General features: G+C 69.2%; 23 protein-coding genes. 11 read left to right on the top strand and 12 right to left on the bottom strand.

What is annotated here, in order from left to right:
- Positions 1–55 precede the first annotated feature (55 nt).
- The gene (locus AC1DSZ_RS23905) at positions 56–445 is read right to left on the bottom strand and encodes a DUF2267 domain-containing protein (RefSeq protein WP_476840808.1); all 390 of its coding nucleotides are present in this window, start codon (positions 443–445) and stop codon (positions 56–58) included.
- 178 nt (positions 446–623) lie between these two features.
- Here AC1DSZ_RS23905 and AC1DSZ_RS23900 point away from each other — a divergent pair, with 178 nt between their 5' ends.
- Entirely contained in the window at positions 624–2,165 is a 1,542-nt protein-coding gene (locus tag AC1DSZ_RS23900; RefSeq protein ID WP_476840807.1) for a helicase HerA-like domain-containing protein, read from the top strand.
- Positions 2,166–2,499: 334 nt separating this feature from the next.
- On the opposite strand, the gene AC1DSZ_RS23895 is transcribed toward AC1DSZ_RS23900, so the two are convergent.
- Positions 2,500–3,501, bottom strand: coding sequence for a GSU2403 family nucleotidyltransferase fold protein (locus AC1DSZ_RS23895; protein WP_476840806.1), 1,002 nt, complete (start codon positions 3,499–3,501; stop codon positions 2,500–2,502).
- A 137-nt stretch (positions 3,502–3,638) separates the two neighbouring features.
- Between AC1DSZ_RS23895 and AC1DSZ_RS23890 the strand changes: the two genes are divergently transcribed.
- Together AC1DSZ_RS23890 and AC1DSZ_RS23885 are read left to right on the top strand one after the other, a co-directional pair.
- Positions 3,639–5,024, top strand: a complete 1,386-nt coding sequence (locus AC1DSZ_RS23890; RefSeq protein ID WP_476840805.1) for a dipeptidase — start codon at positions 3,639–3,641, stop codon at positions 5,022–5,024.
- 157 nt (positions 5,025–5,181) lie between these two features.
- The gene (locus AC1DSZ_RS23885; protein ID WP_476840804.1) at positions 5,182–6,018 is read left to right on the top strand and encodes a hypothetical protein; all 837 of its coding nucleotides are present in this window, start codon (positions 5,182–5,184) and stop codon (positions 6,016–6,018) included.
- Positions 6,019–6,314: 296 nt separating this feature from the next.
- On the opposite strand, the gene AC1DSZ_RS23880 is transcribed toward AC1DSZ_RS23885, so the two are convergent.
- Positions 6,315–6,701, bottom strand: coding sequence for a response regulator (locus AC1DSZ_RS23880; RefSeq protein ID WP_188516801.1), 387 nt, complete (start codon positions 6,699–6,701; stop codon positions 6,315–6,317).
- A gap of 230 nt (positions 6,702–6,931) precedes the next feature.
- Here AC1DSZ_RS23880 and AC1DSZ_RS23875 point away from each other — a divergent pair, with 230 nt between their 5' ends.
- A complete protein-coding gene (locus tag AC1DSZ_RS23875; protein WP_476840803.1) occupies positions 6,932–7,789 on the top strand; it encodes a branched-chain amino acid aminotransferase in 858 nt (285 codons plus the stop codon).
- A 264-nt stretch (positions 7,790–8,053) separates the two neighbouring features.
- Positions 8,054–8,434: a hypothetical protein gene (locus tag AC1DSZ_RS23870; RefSeq protein ID WP_476840802.1), complete on the top strand. Its 381-nt coding sequence runs from the start codon at positions 8,054–8,056 to the stop codon at positions 8,432–8,434.
- 835 nt (positions 8,435–9,269) lie between these two features.
- On the opposite strand, the gene murJ is transcribed toward AC1DSZ_RS23870, so the two are convergent.
- From murJ to AC1DSZ_RS23850, 4 genes are all read right to left on the bottom strand, one after another.
- Complete coding sequence (murJ, locus tag AC1DSZ_RS23865; protein ID WP_476840801.1) at positions 9,270–10,796, bottom strand: murein biosynthesis integral membrane protein MurJ; 1,527 nt, start codon at positions 10,794–10,796, stop codon at positions 9,270–9,272.
- 8 nt (positions 10,797–10,804) lie between these two features.
- Entirely contained in the window at positions 10,805–11,803 is a 999-nt protein-coding gene (locus tag AC1DSZ_RS23860; RefSeq protein ID WP_476840800.1) for a glycosyltransferase family 2 protein, read from the bottom strand.
- A 486-nt stretch (positions 11,804–12,289) separates the two neighbouring features.
- On the bottom strand, positions 12,290–12,718 hold the full coding sequence (locus tag AC1DSZ_RS23855) for a SufE family protein (RefSeq protein ID WP_476840799.1): 429 nt from the start codon (positions 12,716–12,718) through the stop codon (positions 12,290–12,292).
- A gap of 89 nt (positions 12,719–12,807) precedes the next feature.
- Positions 12,808–13,185: a hypothetical protein gene (locus tag AC1DSZ_RS23850; protein WP_476840798.1), complete on the bottom strand. Its 378-nt coding sequence runs from the start codon at positions 13,183–13,185 to the stop codon at positions 12,808–12,810.
- Positions 13,186–13,457: 272 nt separating this feature from the next.
- Between AC1DSZ_RS23850 and AC1DSZ_RS23845 the strand changes: the two genes are divergently transcribed.
- The 3 genes from AC1DSZ_RS23845 to AC1DSZ_RS23835 are packed head-to-tail and all read left to right on the top strand — an operon-like array spanning position 13,458 to position 16,275.
- Complete coding sequence (locus tag AC1DSZ_RS23845) at positions 13,458–15,266, top strand: PAS domain-containing sensor histidine kinase (protein ID WP_476840797.1); 1,809 nt, start codon at positions 13,458–13,460, stop codon at positions 15,264–15,266.
- On the top strand, positions 15,259–15,909 hold the full coding sequence (locus AC1DSZ_RS23840; RefSeq protein ID WP_476840796.1) for a peptidoglycan-binding domain-containing protein: 651 nt from the start codon (positions 15,259–15,261) through the stop codon (positions 15,907–15,909). The genes AC1DSZ_RS23845 and AC1DSZ_RS23840 overlap by 8 nt, the downstream gene beginning before the upstream one ends.
- A gap of 21 nt (positions 15,910–15,930) precedes the next feature.
- On the top strand, positions 15,931–16,275 hold the full coding sequence (locus AC1DSZ_RS23835; protein ID WP_476840795.1) for a DUF1491 family protein: 345 nt from the start codon (positions 15,931–15,933) through the stop codon (positions 16,273–16,275).
- 750 nt (positions 16,276–17,025) lie between these two features.
- Here the strand turns inward: AC1DSZ_RS23835 and AC1DSZ_RS23830 are convergent.
- Positions 17,026–17,823, bottom strand: a complete 798-nt coding sequence (locus tag AC1DSZ_RS23830; protein WP_476840794.1) for a DUF6456 domain-containing protein — start codon at positions 17,821–17,823, stop codon at positions 17,026–17,028.
- A gap of 108 nt (positions 17,824–17,931) precedes the next feature.
- Here AC1DSZ_RS23830 and AC1DSZ_RS23825 point away from each other — a divergent pair, with 108 nt between their 5' ends.
- Positions 17,932–18,243, top strand: coding sequence for a DUF6477 family protein (locus tag AC1DSZ_RS23825; RefSeq protein WP_476840793.1), 312 nt, complete (start codon positions 17,932–17,934; stop codon positions 18,241–18,243).
- Positions 18,244–18,329: 86 nt separating this feature from the next.
- On the opposite strand, the gene AC1DSZ_RS23820 is transcribed toward AC1DSZ_RS23825, so the two are convergent.
- A complete protein-coding gene (locus AC1DSZ_RS23820) occupies positions 18,330–18,746 on the bottom strand; it encodes a Ros/MucR family transcriptional regulator (RefSeq protein WP_476840792.1) in 417 nt (138 codons plus the stop codon).
- Between the two features lie 441 nt (positions 18,747–19,187).
- Here AC1DSZ_RS23820 and AC1DSZ_RS23815 point away from each other — a divergent pair, with 441 nt between their 5' ends.
- Complete coding sequence (locus AC1DSZ_RS23815) at positions 19,188–21,317, top strand: S9 family peptidase (RefSeq protein ID WP_476840791.1); 2,130 nt, start codon at positions 19,188–19,190, stop codon at positions 21,315–21,317.
- Positions 21,318–21,552: 235 nt separating this feature from the next.
- Here the strand turns inward: AC1DSZ_RS23815 and AC1DSZ_RS23810 are convergent, their stop codons facing one another.
- Entirely contained in the window at positions 21,553–22,386 is an 834-nt protein-coding gene (locus AC1DSZ_RS23810) for a hypothetical protein (RefSeq protein ID WP_476840790.1), read from the bottom strand.
- A gap of 262 nt (positions 22,387–22,648) precedes the next feature.
- Between AC1DSZ_RS23810 and AC1DSZ_RS23805 the strand changes: the two genes are divergently transcribed.
- A complete protein-coding gene (locus AC1DSZ_RS23805; RefSeq protein ID WP_476840789.1) occupies positions 22,649–23,248 on the top strand; it encodes a superoxide dismutase in 600 nt (199 codons plus the stop codon).
- A 50-nt stretch (positions 23,249–23,298) separates the two neighbouring features.
- On the opposite strand, the gene AC1DSZ_RS23800 is transcribed toward AC1DSZ_RS23805, so the two are convergent.
- Together AC1DSZ_RS23800 and AC1DSZ_RS23795 are read right to left on the bottom strand one after the other, a co-directional pair.
- Positions 23,299–24,933 (bottom strand): methyl-accepting chemotaxis protein, encoded by a 1,635-nt coding sequence (locus AC1DSZ_RS23800; RefSeq protein WP_476840788.1) that lies wholly within the window; start codon positions 24,931–24,933, stop codon positions 23,299–23,301.
- 63 nt (positions 24,934–24,996) lie between these two features.
- Complete coding sequence (locus tag AC1DSZ_RS23795; RefSeq protein ID WP_476840787.1) at positions 24,997–25,878, bottom strand: ChbG/HpnK family deacetylase; 882 nt, start codon at positions 25,876–25,878, stop codon at positions 24,997–24,999.
- Positions 25,879–26,137: the final 259 nt, after the last annotated feature.

Genomic DNA, 26,137 nt, shown 5'->3' with positions numbered 1-26,137 from the left:
GCACGCAACACACACACGAGACGCCCGGGCGGCGAACCGCCCGGGGCAAAAATCGTCAGACGAACTGGCCGAGGCCCGGCACCGCGCCCACGATGGCGCCCATCGTGTCTTCGCCGGCCTTCTCGCGGCCATACGCGAAGAGCTCCTTTCCGAGCACCTGCATCTGGTCCATCGAAAGCCCGGCCGACGTCAGCTTGCCGGCCAGCGCCATCAGGCCGCCGCCGCCCATCATGCCGCCGATCGCCCCCATGATGCCGCCGCCGCTTCCGCCTTCCGCATGCGCGGCCGCGAGCTCCTGCGAGCCCGGCATGGCGTTGAACATGGTGGCGACGTCCTCGGCCGGGGCCTCCTTCTGCAGAAACCCCAGGATGATGCCGACCGCCTTGGTGGTCATGGCCGCATCCATGCCGGATGCGGCTCTGATGCGTTGAATGAGCTCTTCCATGTCGTCTCCCTGTGGCGGCCTGCGCCACGCTTTGGGCCATCATCAGGGCCCGCTTGCCGATTCACAAGAGTATACATGTAAACCATCCCGTGGGGCGTTGGCGAGGCGCCCTCAGCTTGTATAACGTGCGCCAAAGCAATGCGCGGGAGGGGATTCCGCGCCGGAGACGAGCAGCGCCATGGCGGACGACAGCGTAATCATCGGACACAGCGAAAAGCCCGAGCAGCTGCTGCTGAAGCTCGCCAACCGACACGGCCTCGTCACCGGCGCCACCGGCACCGGCAAGACCGTGACCCTGCAGGTGCTGGCCGAGGGCCTCTCCAACGCCGGCGTCCCGGTGTTCGCCGCCGACGTGAAGGGCGACCTGTCGGGGCTCGCCGCCATGGGCGAGCCCAAGGACGCCTTCGTGAAGCGCGCCAAGGACATGGGCTACGACTACCAGCCCGACGATTTCCCGGTGACGTTCTGGGATCTGTTCGGCCAGCAGGGCCATCCCATCCGGGCCACCGTGCTGGAGATGGGCCCACTTCTGATGGCGCGCCTGTTCGAGCTCAACGACACGCAGGAGGGCGTGCTCAACATCGCGTTCCGCATCGCGGACGACCAGCAGCTGCCGCTGATCGACCTCAAGGACCTTCGGCTCCTCCTGAACGAGATGACCAAGGACGACGGCCTCAAGCCCGTCGCCATGCAGTACGGCAACGTGGCGGACGCCACGGTCGGCTCCATCCTGCGCCAGCTCCTGGTGCTGGAAAACCAGGGCGCGACCAAGTTCTTCGGCGAGCCGGCGCTGCAGATCACCGACTTCATGCGCCTGGATCGCACCGGCCGCGGCATGATCAACATCCTGGCCGCCGACAAGCTGATGGCGAACCCGCGGCTCTACGCCACCTTCCTGCTGTGGATGCTGTCGGAGCTGTTCGAGCAGCTTCCCGAAGTGGGCGATCCGGAAAAGCCCAAGCTCGTCTTCTTCTTCGACGAGGCGCATCTCCTGTTCAACAACGCCCCCAAGGCGCTGCTGGAGGCCGTCGAGCAGGTGGTGAGGCTCATCCGCTCCAAGGGCGTGGGCATCTATTTCGTCACCCAGAACCCGCTGGACGTGCCCGAGACCGTGCTGGCCCAGCTCGGCAACCGCGTCCAGCACGCGCTGCGCGCCTTCACGCCGCGGGACCAGCGGGCCGTGAAGGCCGCCGCCACCACCTTCCGGCAGAACCCCAAGATCAACACCGAGGAAGCCATCACGCAGCTCGGCGTCGGCGAGGCGCTGGTGTCTATGCTGGAGGGCAAGGGCATCCCCGAGATGGTCTCGCGCACGCTCATCAAGCCGCCGTCGGCCCGGGTCGGCCCGGTCACGCCCGAGGAGCGGAACGGCGTGATGGCGGCAAGCGGTCTTCGCGGCAAATACGACACGGCCGTGGACAGCGAGTCCGCCTACGAGATCCTCACCAAGCGCCGCGGCCTGCAAACCCCGCAGCCTGCGCCCGGCCAGCCCGCGCCCGGCGCCCCGCAGGAGCAGGCGTCGTCCGGCGGCCTCGGCGGCATGCTGGGCGGCATCCTCGGCCAGCTCGCCGGTGGCGGGTCAACCGCCAAGGGCGGCCGCGCCCGCATCAGCGTCACCGAACGCGTCATCACCAACATGGCCTCCTCGGCCGCCCGCACGGTCGGCACCCAGGTCGGCCGCGCCATCCTGCGGGGCGTGCTCGGAAGCCTGATGAAATAGCGCGGCGCCGGAACCCTCTCCCGCGCAGCGGGGGAGGGCAGGGAGGGGGCCGCGCCGCGCCACATTGTTTGGCTTGGGATGAGCCCCGCCCCCGATGCCCCCTCTGTCGGCTGGCGCCGACATCTCCCCCGCTGCGCGGGAGAGAGATGCGCGTCGAGTCTGCGCCTCCCTTCTCCCCCCGGGAGAAGGTGGCCCGAAGGGCCGGATGAGGGACTGACACCCGCCGCAGAAGGCCGTCCGAGCGGGCCTGGGCGCCCACCGTTAGACCCTCATCCGTCAGCTTCGCTGACACCTTCTCCCGGGGGGAGAAGGAGGGCGCGCAGTCTGCGGGCAGTCAGTCCAGCCCGATGCTCTTCAACGACGCTGCGATCGGCTCGGCCCAGCCCCGTGCGCCGCGCTTGCGCGCGTCGTCCAGCGCATCGTCCAATGCGTCGGGGTCTTCGTCCCGCAAGATGCCCATCAGCGTCTCGGCCTGGACAAGGTCCTTGACCCGCTTCTGGGCGTTGCGTTCCGGCTTTTGCGCGATGATGAGCTTGTGCACGGCGTAGCGGGCGGGCTGCGGGACACGCACCAACACGCCGGCTCCATGCAGCGCAACCGCCCGGACAGGGTTCGCGATCAGCCAGTCCAGTTGCTGCAAAGGCAGGGCTCCTGCTCCGAGCCCCTTGATCGGAATCGGGGTGGGATCGGTACGGCGCAGGCGCGGCGCCAGCACCTCGATCATCAGGCCGCTCCCCGCCTTGAAGCGGGCGGGGGGCGCCGCCTTGCTCAGATTGGGCGCGCCGCGGAAGGTCGGATCCGCTCGCCGGAGAATGGCTTCCAGCGTCAGGTCCGGTTGCGCGCCGTCGGCTTCAGGGTCGAGACCGGCCGCGACGTCCGGGGTCGCCGCCAGCGCCAGCGTGGCGGTCGCAATGTCGGCGTCCTGCGTCATCATGGCCCCGCTGGGCAGGATGCGGCCCAGCAAGGGGCCCATGCACTGGTAGGCGACCGTGCCGACCAGCATGGCGCCGTTCTCGAACAGACCCGCGCGGGCGATGACTTCCAGCACGCGCCCAACCGCCATGGTGGGGCCGGGCAAACCGGCGGTCTTGAGCAGCCGGATGAGATTGCGCCGGCCCCGTTCCCGTTCGCTCGCCTCCTGAGAGGCGCGGACGCGGTCCAGCGTATCAGGCGCGTCCTTCGGCCCGAGATAGTGCTTGATCCGGGCGACGCCCTGGCGCTCGGCCAGATAGGTATAGGTTCGCCCGCTGATGACCTGATCATAGATCGAGCCGGCAGGCGCGTCCGGAACGGCCAGGCTTTGCTCGATATCCGCGTAGAGCGTGAGAATGTTCAAAGGAATTCTGCTCATCCGGATTTATGGACACAAATCGGCATATGTGTCCATAAATCAGGCGTTGCAGCCGGTTGTTTCTTGCCAGCCGCCTCGGCCCTGCTAGGCTCCCGGCCTTCCCTTCACTGCGAGTATATCCCATGTCCGAACTCGATGCCGTTCTTGCAAAAATCGACGCCGATCTCGATGCGTCCCTGGAGCGGCTGTTCGAATTCCTGCGCATTCCGTCCATTTCCACCGACTCGGCCTTCAAGGACGACTGCAAGCGCGCCGCCGAGTGGCTGGCCGCCGACGTCAAGACGCTGGGCTTCGAGGACGCCGGGCTGAAGCCGACGGGCGGTCATCCGGTGGTGCTCGGCCATGCGCCCAAGCCCGGCAAGAAGCACGTGATGTTCTATGGCCATTACGACGTGCAGCCGGTCGACCCGCTGAACCTGTGGGAGACGCCGCCCTTCGAGCCGCGGCTCACCACGCTGCCGGACGGCCGCAAGGTCATCACCGCGCGCGGCGCCTGCGACGACAAGGGCCAGGTCATGACTTTCCTGGAGGCCTGCCGCGCCTGGAAGGCTGTCACGGGCTCGCTCCCGGTCGGCATCACCCTGCTGGTGGAGGGCGCCGAGGAGGACGGCTCCAAGTTCCTGCCCGAGTTCGTGGAGGCCAACAAGGAGACGCTCAAGTCCGACGTCGTGCTGGTCTGCGACACCGGCATGTGGGACGGCGACACGCCCATGATCACCACCGGCCTGCGCGGCATGGTCTACGAGGAGGTGATCGTCACCTGCGCCAACCGCGACCTCCATTCCGGCCTGTTCGGCGGCGGCGCGCAGAACCCCATCCGCGTGCTGTCGCGCATCATCGCCGACCTCCATGACGCCGACGGAAAGGTGACGCTGGAGGGCTTCTACGACGGCGTGCCCGAGACGCCCACGCAGGTGCTGGAGCAGTGGAAGGGTCTCGGCCTGACCGAGGAGAGCTTCCTCGGCCCCATCGGCCTCTCCATCCCGGCCGGCGAAAAGGGCCGCATGCTGATCGAGCAGGTCCAGTCCCGCCCCACCTGCGACGCCAACGGCATCATCGGCGGCTACACGGGGGAGGGCGCCAAGACCGTGATCGCCGGCCAGGCCTCGGCCAAGATCTCGTTCCGCCTCGTCGGCGACCAGGACCCGGAGAAGATCAGCGCCGCCTTCAAGGCGCATGTGCAGGCGCGCATCCCGGCCGACTGCTCGGTGGAGTTCATCAAGCACAAGGGATCGCGCGCCATCCAGCTGCCCTACGACATGCCGGAGCTGACGGCGGCCCGCTCGGCCCTGCAGGAGGAGTGGGGCAAGGCGCCGGTGACGCTGGGCTCGGGCGGCTCCATCCCGATCGTCGGCGACTTCAAGCGCACGCTCGGCGTCGACAGCCTGCTGGTCGGCTTCGGGCTGGACGACGACAGGGTCCACTCGCCCAACGAGAAGTACGACCTCAAGAGCTTCCACAAGGGCGCGCGCTCCTGGGCCCGCATCCTGGCCGCGCTGGCCGAGTAGGCAGCCCCGCGTCGCCCTTCCGCGCGGGAGGGCGGCGCACTCGTTCAGATTCAACCGTTAAGTGCGCGCCCGGCTTTAACCCTTCGGAAGTGACGCCGCCCTTATCGTGCCCGTGGCTGGCCTGCGTACGAGGTTGGTCCTTGTACGAGTAGGCGTCATGGCATCCACCCAGGTTCACATCATCGACCCTTGCGGCGGTGGCCTCATCCTCGTCCAGTGCGAAGACGGCTCACGCGTGCTCTATGGCTCCAACGTCTCGGCGGCGGGCCAGCAGGAGGTCGTGCAGCGCATCTTCGAGGTGCTCGAGGACGGCAAGATCGACTACTTCATCCACAGCGGCGTGGAGGTCGACGGCAAGCTGGACTACGCCGCCATCGACGAATTCTTCCCCATCAAGGCCTGCGTCGAACTCGCCGGCAAGGACATCCAGCTGCCGCCGAGCTACCTCGCCTTCCGGGGCTCGCGCACGGTCGAGATGCTGGAGCCCGACGACGTGCTCGGCTTCGGCGCCACCAACATCCGCGTCTTCGGCGCGCAGTCCGGCCGTCCCATGCCGGGCGGCGTCTGGCGCCCCATCGCGCTCCATGTCTCGCACGAGACCGACGCGGGCACGAACGCCTTGCTGGCGCTCGGCCACACCGGCGGGCTCGACTGGCTCGCGATCGAGAAGGAGCTGGCCGAGGAGATGAAGGCCGATTGCCTCGTCGTGAACGGCAACCTGCCGCTCGACATCGTCATCACCACCGGCGACCGCGTCGAGGTCAGCATCGACCACCTGCGCGCCATCGGCCCCAAGACGGTGGTGATGGGCGCCGAGCACGGCTCCAAGAACCCGCTGCGCAAGGCCGCGATCGACCTCTACGGCTGCTTCACCCGCGACCACGGCGGCGACCCCGTGCTGGACATGAAGAAGGACAGCTGGCTCGCCCTGAAGCTCGACGGCCAGAAGGTGAAGACCGAAACCGAGCCCCGCGCCCTCGGAATGGCGGCTTGAAAGCGGGTCTCCTCGCGGGGGACCCCTCCACCCCCTCATCCTGAGGAGCATCGCCCCTCGGCGATGCGTCTCGAAGGACGAGGGACTCCAGATCGCTCCAAGAACCAGCCCTTGGACCCCTCGTCCTTCGAGACGCAGGCCCAGGCGGGACTGCTCCTCAGGATGAGGGGCGTTAGAGGATAATCTCGCACTCTCTCCAACGGTCAGACCCGAGAGGGCTGAGATATCAGCCCAAATAACAACGCCGGCAGCGGCGCCGGCGTTTGGCGTTCAGGGATTCTGGCGCGTTCAGCGCCTCACGCCGCCTTCAGCACCGTCTTCACCCGCAGCTGCAGCGCATTCGGGTCCACGGGCTTCAAGATGAAGGCGTCCACGCCGAGCTGCTTGGCCTGCCGAACCGTGTCCGAGGAGGTCTCGCTGGTCGCCATGATGACGGGCGTGTGGCGCAGCACCGGGTGCTGGCGAATGGCCTTCAGGAGTCCGAGGCCCGAGACGCCGCCCATGTGCATGTCGGTGATGATCAGGTCGTAGCGCACCGTCGTGAGCTTCTTGATGGCTTCTTCGCCGCTTTCGGCGCCGTCGATCGTCTCGAAGCCCATTTGCAGCAAGGCGAAGCGCAGCAAACCCCGCATGCTCTTCTGGTCGTCCACGACCAGAACCTTCTTCGACTTCAACTCCGACATGCCGCTCTCCTGGAGGGGAGCCGCGCGATATGCAACGCGGTCCGCCGAAACACCCTGTCATGGTTGTGTAAACAGAAGCCTTCGGCTGGCTGCAGCGGAGCAATTTACAACCGATCACAACCCTTCACGCCATCGATCATCAATTGTCATCGGGAGGCCTCAAACCCTCCGTTGACCTTGGCCCCGGCGGGCGGTTCGATGCGGGCCACGCGATTCAACGGAGTGCTCCCATGACCGAGTGGTCGAAAACCTGGACCTGGCTGGACGGCCAATGGCATGAGGGCAATCCGCCGATCCTCGGCCCCCGCTCGCACGCCTTCTGGCTCGGCTCTTCCGTGTTCGACGGCGCCCGCGCCTTCGAGGGCGTCACGCCCGATCTCGACCTCCATCTCGGCCGCGTCAACCGCTCGGCCGAGGCCCTGAACCTCAAGGCCACGATGTCGGTGGGCCAGATGGTGGAGCTCGCCCAGGAGGGCGTCGCAAAATTCGGGCACAACCCCGAGCTCTATATCCGCCCCATGTACTGGCCCGAATTCGGCGCCCAGGGCATGGTCGCGCCGGACGCCGAGTCGACCCGCTTCGCGCTCTGCATCCACGAGGCCCCGATGCCGCAGGGCGAGGGCTCCGCCATCACGGCCTCGCCCTTCCGCCGCCCCACCATCGAGACCATGCCGGTGAACGCCAAGGCCGGCTGCCTCTACCCCAACAACGCCCGCGCGCTGCTGGAAGCCCGCAAGCGCGGCTTCGACAATTGCCTCCTCAACGACATGCTGGGCAATGTCGCCGAGCTCGCCACCGCCAACGTCTTCATGGCCAAGGACGGCGTGCTGATGACCCCCATCGCCAATGGCTGCTTCCTGGCCGGCATCACCCGCCAGCGCGTCCTACAACTCGCCCGCAAGGCCGGCCTGCCCACCGTGGAAGGCACCCTGCGCTACGCCGATTTCCAGTCCGCTGACGAGATCTTCTCGGTCGGCAACTACGGCAAGGTCCAGCCCGTCACCCGCATCGACGACCGCGACCTCCAGCCCGGCCCCCTCTACCGCAAACTCCGCGACCTCTACTGGGGATTCGCCCACGCCGGGTGAGGGGCGCTCGGCTCTCCAGCCGCAACGCGCCCCCCTCTCCCCGGCACGGGGAGAGGGCTGGGGTGAGGGCCTTTGGGCCGCGCGTTCTCCCCTCATCCGACCTCGCTTCGCTCGGCCACCTTCCCCCCGTGCCGGGGCGAAGGGAAGACCGGCGCCCCAGCCCCGACGCGCCCCCTCTCCCCGGCACGGGGAGAGGGCTGGGGTGAGGGTGGTCCGCCCAAAGCTCCATCCCGTCCGCCCAACCGAATCGGCTAGGCTCAGCGCATGCGCATCCCGCTCGCCGCCGCCGTCATGCTCCTCGCCCTGCCGGCCCAGGCTCAGCAGGTTCCCGAGCACGCCATGCGGTATTCGCGCGACCGGGGCGGGGATTGCTCGGCCATGATCCCGTATTACGGCCCCGCCGCGCTCTGGATCGGGCGCATCGCCGCTCAGCGGCCCATGGACGTTTCGTCGGACCGCATCTTCGCCGACCGGCGCGGCGCCGAATCCTGCTTCTTCACCGAGATCGAGTGCCGCACCTGGCTGGCCCGCCTGCAGATCGACTGGGCGCCGCGCCCCGGCTTCGCCGAGTGCCAGCCCGGCAACGCCGGCGTCCTGCGCCGCGGCGGCCGCGCGCCGGGAAGCGGCCCGGTGATCAAGCCCTGAGACTTTCGCCCACTTCTCCGCCGCCCAAGTCAATGCTGAAGAAGCGCGCAGAACTCTCCACCGTCATTGCGAGCGAGAGCGAAGCAATCCAGTCTAAAAGCCCGGCCTTTAGACTGGATTGCTTCGCCTCCGGCTCGCAATGACGGAGAGATTGCAACCTCTCCACCGTCATCCCCGGCGGCCCGCGAAGCGGGGCGGGAAGGGGATCCAGGGGTGAGCGCGGCGGCCCTGGATCCCCTTCCCCTCCGCGGCTGCGCCGCTCTGGCCGGGGATGACGGAGAGGCGGCAAACCGAGCTGACGCTGAATGGAGCGCAGAACTCTCCATCGTCATTGCAAGCGAGAGCGAAGCAATCCAGTCTAAAAGCCCGGCCTTTAGACTGGATTGCTTCGCCTCCGGCTCGCAATGACGGCGAGATTGCAACTCCTCCGCCGTCATCCCCGGCGACCCGCGAAGCGGGGCGGGAAGGGGATCCAGGGGTGAGCGCGGCGGCCCTGGATCTCCTTCCCCTCCGCGGCTTCGCCGCTCTGGCCGGGGATGCAGGAGAGGCGGCAAACCGAGTTGACGCTGAATGGAGCGCAGAACTCTCCACCGTCATTGCGAGCGAGAGCGAAGCAATCCAGTCTAAAAGCCCGGCCTTTAGACTGGATTGCTTCGCCTCCGGCTCGCAATGACGGAGAGATTGCAACCTCTCCGCCGTCATTCCCGGCGGCCCGCGAAGCGGGGCGGGAACGGGATCCAGGGGTGAGCTCGGCGGCCCTGGATCCCCTTCCCCTCCGCGGCTTCGCCGCTCCGGCCGGGGATGACGGCCATGCAGGACTATCGGAACGCGGTCGTCATGCCCGCCGAAACGGCACCCGTAGCGCCTTGAACATGGCCAGCAGCACGGCCGCATACACAACCGCGCCCGCCAGTCCCAGCAGGCACAGCTGCGCCTCGTTGCGCAGGGTCGGCAATGCCGAAACCAGCGCGGCCGACGGCGCGCGCCCGGCGAGCGCCACCCCGGTCAACGCCAGCGCCGCAACCGCCACGGCCAGCACGGTCCGGCGCAACGCCGCATCCGGGGCCAGCAGGTCCCGGCGCGCCGCCAGGAACACCAGCAGGCCCACATTCACCCAGGCGCCGACGCCCGTCGCCAGCGCCAGCCCGGCCGCCCCCATGGGGGCGTATAGAGCGAGCTTCAGCAGCAGGTTCAGCCCGAGCCCCGAGAAGGACGCGATCAGCGGCGTGCGCGTGTCGCGCCGCGCGTAGAAGGTCGCCACCGCCGAGCGGATCAGCACCACGGCCGGCAACCCGACCCCGTAGGCGGCGAGCGCGGCGGCCGATTGCGTCGCGGCCGCCTCGTCGAAGGCGCCGCGCATGAACACGCCGCGGATCACGAGGTCGGGAATCGCCAGGAACGCCACCAGAAACGGCGCCGAGAGCGCCAGCGTGAATGCTACGGCGCGGTTCTGCGCCGATTGCGCGCCCGCGGCGTCGCCGGCGGCCAGACGCTTGCTCATGGTCGGCAGCAGCACGGTGCCGGCCGCGATCCCGATCACCCCGACCGGGAGCTGGTAGAGCCGGTCCGCGTAGTTGAGGGCCGAAACCGCGCCGGTCGGCAGCAGCGAGGCGATGATGGTGTCGGCGAACATGGCGATCTGCACGCCCGCCGAGCCGATAACGGCCGGCCCCAGCGTCCGGAAGAAGCCCTTCAGGTCCTTGTCGAAAACGGGTTTGCGGAAGCCCGGCATCACGCCGGCGCGGCGCGCGTCCACGACAACCAGAAGCAACTGCAGCACGCCCGAGATCGTCACCCCCCAGGCCGCCGCATGGGCCGCGGAGGGAAACAGCCACGCAACCAGCAGCGCCGCGATCACGCTGAGGTTCAGCAGCACCGGCGCGCCGGCCGCGGCCGCAAAGCGCCCATTGGCGTTCAGCACGGCCGACACCAGCGTCACGATGGTGATCAGCAGCAGATACGGAAAGGTGACGCGCGTCAGCGCCACCGTGAGGGCGAATTTCTCCGGTTCATCCGAGAAGCCCGGCGCCAGCACGCGCACGACCTCGGGCATGAACAGGATCGCGAGCCCGGTAAGCGCCAGTAGCGCCAGCGTCAGCAGCGTCAGGATGCGCCCGGCCAGCAGCGAGGCGGCGGCGCCGCCCTTGGTTTCCAGCGCCCCCGAATAGCTCGGCACGAAGGCGGAGTTGAACGCGCCCTCGCCGAAGATGGTGCGGAAATGGTTAGGCAGGCGCTGAGCGACGAAGAAGGCGTCAGACATAAGCCCAGCGCCCATCACGGCCGCGATGATGACGTCCCGCAGCGCGCCCGTGAACCGGGACAGCAGCGTGAAGCCGCCGACCGAAAGAATGCTTTTGACCATGTTGGCCTTCAGGCCCGCCGACGATCGACGCCGAGGGGGCGCACCGGCATGGCCACGGCCGGCTGCTCGCCGAACCCGACCTGCTCGCCCACGATGTAGAGCGGCCGGCGCTTCACCTCGGCGAAGATGCGACCGATATATTCGCCGATCACGCCCAGCGAGATCAGCTGCACGCCGGCCAGAAACATCACCGACACGATCAGCGAGGCGTAGCCCGGCACGTCCACGCCCCACAACATGGTGCGGATGATGAACCAGATGCCGGTGACGAACGCGAAAGCCGACACCAGCGCGCCCACATAGGTCCACAGCTTCAGCGGCAACGTCGAGAACGACGTGATGCCGTCGGCCGCGAACCGAAAAAGCTTGCGGGTGCTGAACTTGCTCATGCCGCCGACGCGGTCCGCCACGTCGAACGGCACGCCGATCGACGGAAAGCCGATCCAGGCATAGAGCCCCTTGGAGAAACGCGCCCGCTCGCCGAGTTGCCGCAGCGCGTCCACGGCGCGCCGGTCCAAGAGGCGAAAGTCACCCGCGCCTTCGGGCAGCGGCGTTTCGCCGAAGGCGTCGAACAGCCGGTAGAACATCTGCGTCAGCTTGCGCCGCATCGGGCTGTCGGCGCGCCTGTCGGTCCGCTGGCCGTACACCATCGCGTAGCCCTCGCGCCACTTCGCCACGAAGGTGGCGATCATCTCGGGCGGATGCTGCAGGTCGGCGTCCATGATCACGGTGGCGCGGCCGCGCACATGGTCCAGCCCCGCCGCGATGGCGATCTCCTTGCCGAAATTGCGGCTGAACGACACCGCCCGCAGCCGCGGATCGGCCTCGTTGAAGGCCCGGATGCGGGCCAGCGTGTCGTCGCGCGATCCGTCGTCCACGAACACCACTTCCCAGTCCGGCGTGATCCCATCCAGCACCGGCCGCAGCCGCGCCACCAGCGCATCCACGTTCTCGCCCTCGTTGAAGACGGGAATCACCAGGGATAACTCGGGGGCGGTATCGGCCAAGACTCGGTCCACGCAGCGGAAAAAGCGATGTTCCCCCCGAAAAGAGCCGACATTGCGCCCTCGCGCAAGCGCGGGGTTGATTGGGGGGTGGGTGGCGCGCTCCGGACCGTCCAGCCGCCGGCCTTCTACAATCCCCTCATCCTAAGGAACATCGCCTCTTGGTCTCGAAGGACGAGGGGATTTGAGGGTTGGCGCCTCTCTAACGCTGCCGCAGCCTCTCAGCCGTCATTGCGAGCGACAGCGAAGCAATCCAGTCTAACGCCGGGCCTGCAGACTGGATTGCTTCGGCTCCGGCTCGCAATGACGGGAGGTTGCGGCGACACTTTCAGCCTGCCGCCGTCATCCCCGGCGACCTGCGCAGCAGGTCGGGAAGGGGATCCAGGGGCAAAGGCGCAGCGGCCTGTCATCCTTTCACAGTGCTTCGCGCCTACCGGGGAGGCGATCCCAAAGCCACCAATTTGACGAGGGCCAGGGCGCCCCCATCCCTCAGGCCGTCGCCAGGGCCGCGCGGGCGTCGGTCTTGATGCGGTCCACCATGGCGCGGACGCCGTTGGAACGCTGCGGGGTGAGGTGGGAGGCGAGGCCGAGCTTGTCGAACACCGTCTGGGGATCCGTCTCCAGGATGCGCCGCGCCGGCTGGTCGGAAAAGATCGCCAGCGTCAGCGCCACGAGGCCGCGCACGATGTGGGCGTCGCTGTCGCCGAGATAGCGCAACACAGGCTCGGGGCCGGTGCGGTCCACCGCGCTGGTGAGCCAGACCTGGCTGGCGCAGCCGCGCACTTTGTTGACGTCGTTGTGCGCCTCGTCGGGCATCGGCTTCAGCGTGCGGCCGAGTTCGATCAGGTAGCGATAGCGATCGTCCCAGTCGTCCAGGAGCTCGAAATTGTCGATGATCTCGTCGAGGGTCGCGTTCATGGCCGTCCGTGCGATGCTTCGCACACCATATAGACCGCGCAGGGGCTAGCGGACAGGGGCCAGGGGCGAGCGGGCAGGGGCGGCGGCCGCTAGTCGGCGCGCGGAGCGCGGGTCTCGGGGCCGGGCTTCTTGCGGGCAGGCTGCGCCAGGCCGGGCGGCGCCTTGGCGGGCGCAGCAGCGGCGGCCGCCACCGGGCGGGCGGTGCTGCCCGTGACGCTGGGTCCGGACCCGGCCTCGCGGGCCGGCGTCTCGTGCGTTTCCCCAGGGTGGCCGAGGCCCAGAAGGGCGCAGCTCGCCTTGTCCTTCAGGCACAGCTGCATGGCGGCCGAAACGGCCTGGCCGGCCTGGTCCGCAACCACGGCGCGCGCCGCGCCGGCGAGGTCCGGGGTTGGCCCGGCCTGGTCGCGCAGCGGCGAGATCGCATACACGATCCCTACCGCGATCACTGTTCTGAGTACGAAGCCCATACGTCCCGCCGGCTGCCGCCCCACGCCGCGCACGCTGCCCCGCGGCGGCTTAAGGCTTCGTCAAGCGGGCGTGGATCGGGCCGTTTCCGGCGGCTTAACGGTTCATTGTTCCTAACAAATATCTAATTTTCTCAATGGCTTGATTTTAGGGTTCGTTTAAGGCGCCCCTGCGAAGCTGCGATCGTCTTTTGAAGGAAAGCGCGAAGCTCCGCGCCGGTAACGAGTCGAGTATGCGGCCCTTCGCAACGCTAGCCAAACAGCTCGGAGACCTGGTGCACGCGAGCGCCGACGCCGAGACTCTGGCGCGCCCGCGGCACGTGTGGTTCATCGGCTCGCGCCTGGGGCTCGGCGCCCTCGGGCTGGCCTCCGTGCCGGTGCTCCTGGCCGTGACCGGCGGCGTGCGCGTCCCCGCGCTGATCGTGATCCTGGGCGTGGTGCTGCAGGCGGTCTCGGGCGTGCTCGCGTCGCGCACCGGCCGGCTCGGGGAGGCGCACCTCACATCCATCCTGGCGGGCGTGGCCACGCTGCTCGGCTACGCGCTCTCGGGCGACGGGCTCGCGTCGCCGGCCCTGGCGGGCCTGCCGCTGCTGGTGCTCGAGGCCGCGCTGATCGGGCGCATGCGCGAGATCCGCTACGCCAGCACGCTCGCCTTCGGGGCCCTGTGCGCGCTGCTGCTGCTGCAGGGGGGCGCGGACCCGGTCGGGTTCTACATGCACGTGGCCGTGCTCGCCTTCGCGCTCGGCATGGCGCAGCTGGCCCAGCGCGAGATGCGCTCCCGCATGGTGCGCGAGCGCCGCCTGGCCGCCCACAGCCGCATGCTCGTGGACGGGTTCGGGGACCTGGTCACGCGCCATGACGCGCAGGGGGGCGTGTTCTACGCCGGCCCGGGCGCCGCCTCGGTGCTGGCCTGCGCGCCCGGCGCGCTGCTCGGGCGCGGCCTGTTCGAGCGCGTGCACGTCGCGGACCGGCCCCTGTACCTGATGGCGCTCGCGGACGCGGGCGCGGGCAGCGCCTTCTCGCGTACGCAGGTGCGCGTGCGCAAGGGCGACGGCGAACGCCCGGCCGCGCCCGTCTACGCCTGGATCGAGCTGCGCGCCCGCCGCGTGGAAGCGGACGCGGACGCCCACGAAGGCGAAGAAATCATCTCCGTCCTCCGCGATATCTCAACACAAAGGCAGCATGAGGCGGAGATCGACCAGGCGCGCTCGGCGGCCGAGGCCGCGGCGGCGCTGAAGGACCGGTTCCTCGCCACCGTCAGCCACGAGCTGCGCACGCCGCTGAACGCCATCATCGGCTTCTCGGAGATGCTGGGCGACGAGAAGCTCGTGCCCGCCGGCGACGCCCGCCAGCGCGACTACGCCCGCATCATACATGTCTCCGGCGAGCACCTGCTGCAGGTCGTGAACGCGCTTCTGGACATGTCCAAGATCGACGCCGGCACGCTCACCCTCCAGCCCGAGCCGTTCGACGTCGACCGCCTCGTCGCCGTGGTCGCCGACATGCTGCGCCTCAAGGCCGAGCAGGCCGGCATCGACTTCCGCGTCGCCGTGGAGCCCGGCCTGCCCGAGCTCGTGGCAGACCGGCGCGCCTGCAAGCAGATCCTCATCAACCTGCTCAGCAACGCCATCAAGTTCACGCCCGCCGGCGGCCAGATCGTGCTCGACGTGCGGCGCGACGGCGACATCCTCACCATGGTGGTCGAGGACACCGGCATCGGCATCGCGGCCGACGACCTGCCGCGCCTCGGCGAGCCCTTCTTCCAGGCCCGCGCCAGCTATGATCGGCCATATGAGGGCACCGGCCTCGGCCTTTCGGTGGTGCGCGGCCTCGTCGGCCTCCACGCCGGCGCAATGCGCATCGACAGCGCTCCCGGCAAGGGCACGCGCGTCACGGTCCGCTTCGGCCTCGACGGCCGCCTGAAACTCTCCCCGCTGATGGCCAGCCGGCCCGCCAATGCTCCGGGCGGCGCTTCCGGCGGCGTCGTGGAGTCGCTGCCGCTCCGCGAGCCTTCGCCGGCCGCCATCGTCACCAGCGCCAAGCTGCCCCATCCCCCCATCGACAGGGTGAAGAAAAGTGCCTGAGGTCCTCGCTCGCACCGACCATGATTTCGTTCTGAGCCAGGAGCGTCGGCCCCGGAAGGCGCGCGCCAAGCGCAAGCCTTCCCGCGCATCCTGGTTCGGCGCCCTGTTCCGCAATCCCGGCCTCACGGCCGTCGGGGCGGCGGGCGCGGCGATCGGCGTCGGCATCGTCGTGAACGCTCTGGCGCTGCAGAACGCCCCCCATCCCGCGCCGCTGTTCGGCAAGGGCGCGGCGGATGTGGTCAAGGTCGGCGGCATCCCGCCGGTGCTGCCGCCGAGCCGCCCCACGGACCTCGGCAATGGCCCCACCTCGACGGCCTCGGTGGTCGCGGCTGAAACGCCTCGCCCGCAGAAAGCCTCGCTGTCGACCCCGTCCGCGACCCCCCAGCCGATCCCGCGCGACGCCATCGGCGACATGCTGCGCGGCGGCGGCTCCGGCGTGGAGCTCAACAAGGGCGTGCTGGCGGCCCAGAAGGCGCTCAACAAGCTCGGCTACGGCCCCGTGAAGGCCGATGGCGTCATGGGCTCGGGCACCCGACAGGCGGTGGAGCGCTTCGAGCAGGACCGCAAGCTGCCGCAAACCGGCGAGCTCAATCCCCGCACCGCCAAGGCGCTCGCCTCCGCATCCGGCATTGCGCTCGACTGAGCCGCCCGTCAGGGTGCGGCCATGAGGCTGCGCTCCGACATCTTCGTCTCCGCCTATATCCGCCGCTGCGCCGTGGAGGGCGCCCCCGCGGTGCTGCGTCGCCGCGGCGCGGCCGAGGCCGGCTCCGTGTTCGTGAAGGTCGACCGCCTCGACGGAACCTGCGCGCTCTATGGCCCGGCCCCGCAATCCTCCTTCGGGGAAGGCGAGGGCGAACGCCGCTTCGCCCGCCTCCACCCCGAACCCTTCGTCGACATACCCACCGCCGAGGCCCGGCTGGCGCGGGAAATCAAGTTCGATTCGGACCTCTGGATTATCGAAGTCGAAGACCGCGCCGGCCTCCCGCGGCTGGACCTCGTGGAGGTCTGAGGCGCGCCCGTCCCTTCGCCCCGGAACGGGGAGAAGGTGGCGCGAAGCGCCGGATGAGGGGTTGGTGGCCGGGTGCGCGGCGCACGGAGACCCTCACCCCAGCCCTCTCCCCTGTTGGGGGAGAGGGGGCAGGCTGCGGCGCGTGAACGCGATTGCGCCCTTGCTTTGCCGAAGTGGCTATTCACACCCTCAATCCCCTATCCTGAGGAACATCGCCTCTCGGCGATGTGTCTCGAAGGATGAGGGGCAATGGAGCTGCGGCGCCTTTTCTCTTCGCCCCGGAACGGGGAGAAGGTGGCGCGAAGCGTCGGATGAGGGGTTGGTGGCCGGGTGCGCGGCGCACGGAGACCCTCACCCCAGCCCTCTCCCCTGTTGGGGGAGAGGGGGCAGGCTGCGGCGCGTGACCGCGATTGCGCCCTCGCTTTGCCGAAGTGGCTGTTCACACCCTCAATCCCCTCATCCTGAGGAACATCGCCTCTTGGCGATGTGTCTCGAAGGACGAGGGTCTCCAGTTCGCGCCGGCGTATCAGCCTGCTGGAATCCCTCGTCCTTCGAGACGCAGGCCCAAGCGGGCCTGCTCCTCAGGATGAGGGGCAATGATGCTGCGGCGCCTTTTCCCTTCGCCCCGGAAACGGGGAGAAGGTGGCGCGAAGCGCCGGATGAGGGGTTGGTGGCCGGGTGCGCGGCGCACAGAGACCCTCACCCCAGCCCCCTCTCCCCCGTTGGGGAGAGGGGGCTGGCTGCGGCGCATCACACCACCGTCGGGCGGTAGTCCGGGGCGCCCCACTTGCGGGGTTTCGCGGAGGCGGGGCCGGTGGATTCGTTGGAGAGGCCGTAGTGGGTGGCGAGGCGGTCCAGGGCGATGCGCAGGACGAGTTTGGCGGAGCGGGCCGGCCAGGAGCGTTCGCGTTCCACGGTTTCGAGGCCCTTCAGGAAGCCGCAGACGTCGAGGAGGACGCCGAAGAGTTCGCCGCCGAGCGCCCGGCCGGCGGCGTCGCAGCGTTGGCGGGCGGCGAGCGCGACGTCGGCGATGTGTTCGCGCGGCGGGCCGCGGCGGCCGCCGCCGGTTCCGCTCCAGTCGGCCGTGACGCGGGGCAGCATCTGGCCGAGCGTGATGTCCGCGCGCAGCCGTTCGCCGGCCTGGAACTGGGCGTCGTTGAGAAAGGGCCTGCCATCCTTGCCGGCGCGCCGGCGCAGCCAGGCGAGCGGGCTCTCGCTGTCGTCCACGAGCGCGACCTGGGCGGCGCCCTCGTAGTCGATGCCGCGCTCGGCCAGGGAACGATGCTGCGCCAGAAACGCGTGGTCGCGCGGGCCGGCCAGACGGCGGGCGCGGGCGCGGCCGGGCTCGGTCGCGACCAGCCGGCGGGCTGGACCCGCGCCCGTCCATGCGGCGAGGTCGGCCGCCACCAGCACGGCGGCCGGCTCGGCCATCGACGCCACGTCGCGCTCGGCGAGGCCATCCCGGGATGCGGCGACGCGCAGGAGCAGGCGGTTCTCGGCGGCGCTGCGCCCGGCGGGGGAGGGCTTCGCAGGATTGTTCTTAGGCACGATGTCTCTCCATCGATCTTGAAAACGGCATAAATTCTTATATGTTGAAACAACGGTCCTCCGCAAGCGACCGGTCGTCTCACCGTTTTCATCGAGAGGAGGGCCATTTTGCCCAGCCATCCCGTTTCGTTTCAGAAAATCGATGTTCGCAGGCCGGCCCGGAGGGCGATTGCGCGGCTCGTCGGGTCAGGCAGCGAATCCTATGAGCGCGGCCGCATGCTGCCGCGCTTGATCCCGATCGGCCTCGGCCGGCTGCCGGCGGCGGAGCCCGATCGCAGTCGCGCCATTCTGCGGCTGCTCGACCAGGCGCTGCGGGCCGAGCGGGCGCTCGGGCGCGCCGGGCATTGGACCTATGATCTGAACCGGCATATCGGGCTGATGCAGGCCTTCAAAGCCGAGCGCGCGCGGAGCCGCGCATGAGCGCGACGAGCTCCTGCGGCCAGACATCCGCGCAAGAAAAAGGGCGCCAGCGGCGCCCTTCAAAATCGTGCTCGCCCGGGAGGCGGTCAGCGCTTGCGGCGCTGCTGGCCGAGGCCCATCTTCTTGGCGAGGTTGGACCGCGCGGCCGCGTAGTTGGGGGCCACCATCGGATAGTCGAAGGGGAGGTTCCACTTCTCGCGGTAATCCTCGGGCGTCATGCTGTACTGCGTGCGCAGGTGACGCTTCAGCGACTTGAACTTCTTGCCGTCTTCCAGGCAGACGATGTAGTCGGGCGTGATCGACTTCTTGACGTTCACGGCGGGCTTGGGCGCCTCGACGGGCATCTCGGGCGCAACCGCCCCAACCCTGCCGAGCGCCGCGTGAACCATGCCGATCAGGCCAGGAAGATCCGTCACCGAGACAGCGTTGTTGCTCACATAGGCGGCGACGATGTCAGCCGCGAGTTCGATATGACGGTTCTGATTCTCGTTGCTGTCCAACATGTCGATCTCTCATCCCCCACTGCGCTTCCCGGGATCGGCAGTGCGCCGAACCCTGGTCTCCCGGACGCCGGTCCAGCGCCATCGCGTATGAAAACCGGAGTTCTCGTCAGTATCGGCCAGCGTCGAACGACGCCGGCGTCTCAACTGGGGCCGTAAAGGCCGCTTGGTTCTCTTGATAATCGTCTATGTCAGACTCAAAGGTTGTGCAATACAGAAATCAAAGTTCTTTGGTGGGTTGTCTTGGCCGATGATGCGATTTGTCCCTGTTCGCGGGACCGCCGCATAGTCGTATGATCAAGCAACGGATGCGCCGACCAGCATCGCGCGAGGCCTGCCGACCCGGCCCGGCGATCGCCGAACGGACACGGCGCCGGCGCGCGGCCGCATCCGCCGGCCGTTTCGAGAACGAAAGCAAAAATCATGGATCCGGAAGCCTTGGACTTGAACGACAACCGCGCCGGCGCGCCCCGACCCTTCCCGGCCCCGCCCCGCGCCGAGCGCCGGGAGCAATCGCGCACCTGGCACGGGCGCACCGTGACGGACCCGTTCGGCTGGCTGAAGGCCGAGAACTGGCAGGACGTGCTGCGCGAGCCCGCTTTGCTGCCCGCCGACATCCGCGCCCATCTTGAAGCCGAGAACGCCTTCGGGGCGGCCGTGCTGGAGGGGGTTCGCGACCTGCAGGACGCCATCACGGCCGAGATGCGCGCGCGCATCAAGGAGGACGATTCCTCCGTGCCCGCGCCCGACGGCCCCTTGGCTTACATGACGCGCTACCGGACGGGCGACCAGCACCCGCTGGTGTGCCGCAGGCCCCGCGACGGCGGTGATGAAACCATCATGCTGGACGGCCAGAAGCTGGCTGAAGGCAAGCCGTTCTTTCACCTAGGCCGCCGCCGCCATACGGACGACCACGCCCTGCTGGCCTGGAGCAGCGACGATACGGGCTCCGAGTTCTACACGATCCGCATTCGCGATCCGCTGACCGGCGAGGACCGGCCGGACCGCATCGAGGGCGCCACCGGCGAGGTGGTGTGGGACGCGGCCGGCGCGAGTTTCCTGTACGTGAAGCTCGACGCCAATCACCGGCCCCGGCAGGTGTTCCGGCACGTGTTGGGCCAGCCCGTGGAGCAGGACGCGCTGGTGTATGAGGAGCAGGCGGACGGCTGGTTCGTCGACATCGACGAGAGCCGTTCGGGCCGCTTCGCGTTCATCCAGATCAGCGATCACGAGACCACCGAGGTGCACGCGCTGGAGCGCGCCGACCTTTCGGCCGCGCCGCGCCTGCTGGCGAAGCGCGAGCACGAGTTGCGCTACGAGGTGGACCATTTCGGCGACCGCTTCGTGATCCTCACCAACGCGGACGGGGCCGAGGACTTCAAGATCGTCACCGCGCCGATCGACGCGCCGGAGCGGGCGAACTGGAGCGATCTCGTGCCGCACCGGCCCGGGACCATGATCCTGACCGTCGCGCCCTTTCGCGACTTCCTGGTGCGGATGGAGCGGCAGGACGCCAATCCGCGCATCGTCGTGCGCGACGCCGCCGGGGCCGAGCACGCCATCGCGTTCGACGAGGAGGCCTATGCGCTGCGTCTTGCGCCCGGCTTCGAGTTCGACACGCCGGTGGTGCGCTTCGTGTATTCGTCCATGACGACGCCGGCCGAGACCTATGACTACGACATGGGCGCGCGGGCCCGCACGCTCCTGAAGCGGCAGGAGGTGCCCTCCGGCCACGACCGCGACGCCTATGTGACGCGCCGCCTGTTCGCGACCGCGCCGGACGGCGAGCGCGTGCCGATCTCGCTGCTGCACCGGGCCGACCTGGCGATGGACGGCTCGGCGCCGTGCCTGCTCTACGGCTACGGGGCCTATGGGCACGCCATTTCGTCGGACTTCGACACCGAGTGCCTGTCGCTGGTGGACCGGGGCTTCGTGTACGCGGTCGCGCATGTGCGCGGCGGAACCGAGAAGGGCTGGCGCTGGTACACGGAAGGCAAGCGCGAGAAGAAGCCGAACACCTTCACGGACTTCATCGCGGCCGGGCGGGCGCTGTGCGAGGCCGGCTACACGGCCCCGGGCCGCATCGCCGCGCAGGGGCGCAGCGCCGGCGGCATGCTGATGGGGGCGATCGCCAACAGCGCGCCCGAGCTGTTCGCCGCCGTGCTGGCCGAGGTGCCCTTCGTGGACGTGCTCACCACCATGCTGGACGCCGACCTGCCGCTGACCCCGCCCGAATGGCCCGAATGGGGCAACCCGATCGAGAGCGCGGAGGCTTTCGACGCCATCCTGGCTTATTCGCCCGTGGACCAGGTGAGCGCGCAGCGCTACCCCGCCATCCTGGCGATCGGCGGCCTCACCGACCCGCGCGTGACCTATTGGGAGCCGGCCAAATGGGTGGCGCGCCTGCGCGAGCACGCCCTGCCGGGCAGCGGCCCCGTGGTGCTGCGCATCGACATGGACTCCGGCCACGGCGGCGCCTCCGGCCGGTTCGACCGGCTGAAGGAAGTGGCGCAGAGCTACGCTTTCGCGGTCGGCGCCGTGGAAGGGCGCCTGCCGCGGCCGGCGGAGGGGTGAGGGGGGCCTTAGGAACGGCGGCGCATCGCGGCGCCTCCGCTCCCGTGCGGCGTGCCGGCCACCTTACAATCCCCTCATCCTGAGGAGCGTCGCCCCTTGGCGATGCGTCTCGAAGGACGAGGGAAACCAGGTGGCTGCATGGCTGAGCATTCTGGAGTCCCTCGTCCTTCGAGACGCAGGCCCAAGCGGGCCTGCTCCTCAGGATGAGGGTGTTGGAGAGGTGTTGGGGAAAAGGCTAGGACGCCGCCGGGGAGGCCTTCTCGGGCTGCGCGGCGTCGTTGGCGGCGTCCGCGACGGCCTGCTGGCCGGACGCGGGAGCGATGAGCTCGCCGCCTTCGCCGGTTTCCACGAAACGGCGCAACTCCGACATGGAGGAGAAGCGGTAGCGCCCCTTCTCCATCTCGGCCTCGATGCCGCCGTCCGAATACATGAAGTACTGCACGCCGCCGGACGTGTAGGTGGCCACCACGCTGGGCGGACCCGCCGGTACGGCGGGCTCGGGGGCGGGTTCAGGCTCGGGCTTGGGCTCCGGCGTCGCAGGCTCCGGCTCGGCCGCCTCGGGCTGGGAGACGGCGGGCTGGGAGACGGCGGCCGGCTCCTCGGCGCGCGTTTCCTCCGGGGCGTCCGGCGCGGGGGCGTCCTCGACGCGGGCCTCCTGGACGGACACGGCGGAGGCCGGCTCGGCGCCGTCCACGATGCTGCGCTCGAACTCGCCGGGCTCGATCGGGGCCGGCTGGCGCGGCGGGGCGGGCTCGTCGGCGGGCTGCGGGGCCAGCGCAAAGGCGGGGGCCGCGGCGGTCTCGGCCGGGGAGGGCGCGCGGGCCGGCGCGGGCGGGGCCTTGGCGGGCTCGAGGTCGTCGCCGATCTCGGTGAGCGCGAGGCGGATCTTCTTCAGCTCGCGCAGCGCCGCCGCCAGCCCCAGCGTGACGAAGCCCGCCGCGAACAGCGTCGCGCCCATGTGCAGCCACGCGGCGCCGCTCTCGGCCCGGATATTGTCGGCCCCGTAGAGCCCGACGGCGCCGCCGGCCAGAATCAGCAGGATGGCGAACAGGTATAAAACAACGGCCATGACGCATCCGGCGGGGGAACGGGCTTCGACAGTCTTGGCGTGACAGTCGTCAACAGGCCCATCCGTGTCAACCGCGCGGCCCCGATCGGGCGGCGCCCGGCTGTTGAAGGTTGGCGGCCGCGCCCCACCTTCAGGCTGTCGGGGCGATTTCCGCCGCCGACCCGGCTTCCCAGCGAGGCGGAAACAGTTTTAAGGTCCCGGCCTCTCGGCGCGCTCCCCCGCGCGCCCCCCGCCCGGGACGAAACTACGAGGAGATTGCGCCATGTCTTTCAGCTTGCCCGAACTTCCCTACTCCCATGACGCGCTGCAGCCCTACATGTCCAAGGAGACGCTGGAGTACCACCACGACAAGCATCACCTCGCTTACGTGAACAACGGCAACAACCTGCTGAAGGGCACCGAGTGGGAGGGCAAGTCCCTCGAGGAGATCGTGAAGGGCTCCTTTGGCAAGAACGCCGGCCTCTTCAACAATGCCGGCCAGCACTACAACCACCTGCATTTCTGGCAGTGGATGAAGCCGAATGGCGGCGGCGCGATCCCGGGTTCGGTCGAGAAGGCGCTCGTTGACGGCTTCGGCTCGGTGGACAAGGCCAAGGAGGAGTTCATCCAGGCCGGCGTGACGCAGTTCGGCTCCGGCTGGGCCTGGTTCGCCGTGAAGGACGGCAAGGTCGTGGTGATGAAGACCCCCAACGGCGAGAGCCCGCTGGTGCACGGCGCGAGCCCGATCCTGGGCGTCGACGTGTGGGAGCACTCCTACTACATCGACTACCGCAACCGCCGCCCCGACTACCTCAAGGCCTTCGTCGACAACCTGGTGAACTGGGAACACGTCGAGAAGATGTACACGGAAGCCGCCAAGTAAGGCTTCCTCTCACGCACGACCAACGGGGCCCCAGGGGCCCCGTTTTGCGTTCAGGCCCGCGACACGGAGTTCAGGAACCGGTCCACGGTGTCATGCAGGCGCTTGGACTGCTCGGCCACGTCCATGGCGGACTGGTTGACCTGCGCGGCGGACTGGTCGGTCTCGCCCACCACGGCGTCGAGCTCGCGCATGTCGGAGGCGGCGCTCTCGGTGCCCTCGGCGGCGCGCGACACGCCCGAGGCGATCTGGCTGGTGGCCGCCGCCTGCTGCTCCACCGCATGCGCTATGCCGCTGGTGAAGCCCTCGACCTCGTGCATCAGCTGCGAGATCGCCTCGATGGCGTCCACCGCGGACGCGGTCGCGCCCTGGATGGCGCCGACCTGCTCGGCGATGCGCTCGGTCGCGCGGGCGGTCTGACCGGCGAGGTTCTTCACCTCGGAGGCCACCACCGCGAAGCCCTTGCCGCTTTCGCCGGCGCGCGCGGCCTCGATGGTGGCGTTCAGCGCCAACAAATTGGTCTGCGCCGCGATCGCCTGGATCAGGCTCACGACCTCGCCGATGTCCTGCGCCTTACCGGCGAGGCTCTGCACCGTGGACGTGGTCGCCCGCGTGGTGCTGGAGGCGTCCACCACCACGCGGCGGGCCTTGCTCACCTGCGATTCGATCTCGGTGATGGCCGAGGAGAGCTCGTCCGACGCCTTGGAGACATGCCGCACGCTCTCGGAGGCGTCGCGGCTGGCGCGGGCGGCCGTCTTGGCGCGCTTGGCCGATTCGGCCGCGATGCCCGTCATGGTGCGGGCCGCGAAGGTCATCTGCTCGCTGTTGGCCGCCACGCTGGACAGCGCCTCGCGGACGGCCGAGCGGAATTCGGACACGAGCGCGTCGATGCGCTGCTGCCGGCTCTGCTGGCTGGAACGGTCAGCCTCGCTGCTTTCCTGCAGCCGGGCGCGCTCGATGGACTGGTTGCGCAGCACCTGGATGGCGCGCGCCATGGAGCCGATCTCGTCGGCCCGGTCCACGCCCGGCACAGCGGTGGAGAGGTCGCCCGCCGCCAGCCGGTGCGTGGCGGCCGAAAGCGCGCCCAGGGGCCCGGTGGTCTGCCGTATGCTGACCAGCAGCGCGCCCCAGATCACCAGCGCGCTCAGCGCCCCGATCGCGGCCGCGATGGCGAGCAGCCGCATGAACATGGCCTCGATCCGATCGGTGCCGAACTGGATCACCAGCGCGGCGCGAGCCGGGGTCCCGGGCAGCATGACGCCGACCAGGGTGGCGTTGACGTCGCCGCCATGGATCTCGCCGCCCGGAGCGCCGGCGGCTTCGCGCACCAACGTCCCGATCGCGCCGTCGCTCCAGCCGGACGCCGCGCGGGCCACCGTGACGCGGCCGAGCACCCCGCCTTGCGTGTCCACCACCATGGCGATGCGCACGTCGGGATCGGCCTTCACGGCGTCGAGCGCCGCGCCGAGGTCGTCGCCACGCGCCAGCGCAGCGCGCAGGGCCGGCGCCACGGCGCGCACCAGCGAGATGTTCTTGGAATCGAAACCGCCCCGGATGGCGTCACGCCCCAGAATGCTGGCCCCGGCGACGCATAGCGCGATGATCAGGACGCTCACCGTCGCGACAGCGACGATGACCGAACGATGAAAAGTGCGCCGTTCGCCCTGCTGCACGGTTTGAACTCTCACGGGATCTTTCGTCACCCTAAGCACCCCCCGTAAAAGGCGGGTTAAGTTCCACCCCGCGATCTGTCACGGTTGTGCTGTGAGTTGTGTCAGGCGTCGTAGTTCGAATGGGTTATTGGCCAGATCTACTGCGAAGTCTTCGCTGGCCAGATAGCGATGTTCCACGGCCCGGCTCTCCGTCACGGGATCCAGCGCGGCGAGTTCCGCGTCGGGGAATCCGGGATGGCACATCACCAGATGCGCCGGGCCGGGCGCCTGGAGGAACCGGTCGAAGTCGATCGCGAAATCGCGCTTCGGGTCGAACGCGCTGACGCCCGAGAAGCCCCGGTTGTGCGGCAACCCGGCGCGGTCGAGCCGCCGCCCCCAGCCGATCGCCAGGGCGGCGATCACGGCCGCCTTCACGGGCGCGACGCCGCGCGCCAGGATGGCGCCGGGCGTGTCGAACGGATCGCGCAACACGGGCTTGTGTTCGCCGGACCAGCGCAGCGCCACCGCGTCCAGCAGCGCGCCGCGCACGCCGGGCAGCACGTGCACGTGCTGGTGCCCGTCGATATAGTCGGGCAACCGCCCGTAATGCTCCGCGAAGGCGTCGACCTGGCGCAGGATCTCGTCCCGGATTTCCCCGCCGTCCAACCGAGCCGAAAAGGCGAGCTTCGCCAGCTGGTTGAACGCAGGCAATGAATCAGGTCCGCAAAGCCGCCGCATGGGGCCGAGCGGCCGCCCGAGCGTCAAGTTGAGGTGCAGCCCCATGTCGATCCGCCCCTCATGCTCCCGCAACGCCCGCGCGGCGTCGGGCCATGTCGGCCGGTTCGTCATCGCGCCCGTCCCCGAAATCCGGCCGGCGGCCGCCAACTCCAGAATGGCGCGGCTGACGCCGTCCGTGAGCGCATAGTCATCCGCGACGAGCGCGAAGGCGGAAGGCCGAAGGGCGGAGCGATAGGACGACATCGCGGTGCAATAGCACGACTTGCGCGCCGTTTTGCGATGGGCTCGAGCCGACGGGTGCGCCTCGCCGTCATTGCGAGCCGGAGGCGAAGCAATCCAGCCTAAAGGGCCGGCGTTAGGCTGGATTGCTTCGCTGTCGCTCGCAATGACGGGAGGGGAACCGCTGCGTCCCAAGCTGTCCTCGGCCTCCGGGCCGTCATCCCCGGCGACCTGCGCAGCAGGTCGGGAAGGGGATCCAGAGCAAAGGCGCTCACCCCTGGAT

Source organism: Alsobacter sp. P4_H11, from assembly GCF_056400925.1.
The sequence above is the reverse complement of the archived record's forward strand: the minus strand, read 5'-3'. Positions and strand labels throughout refer to the sequence as shown.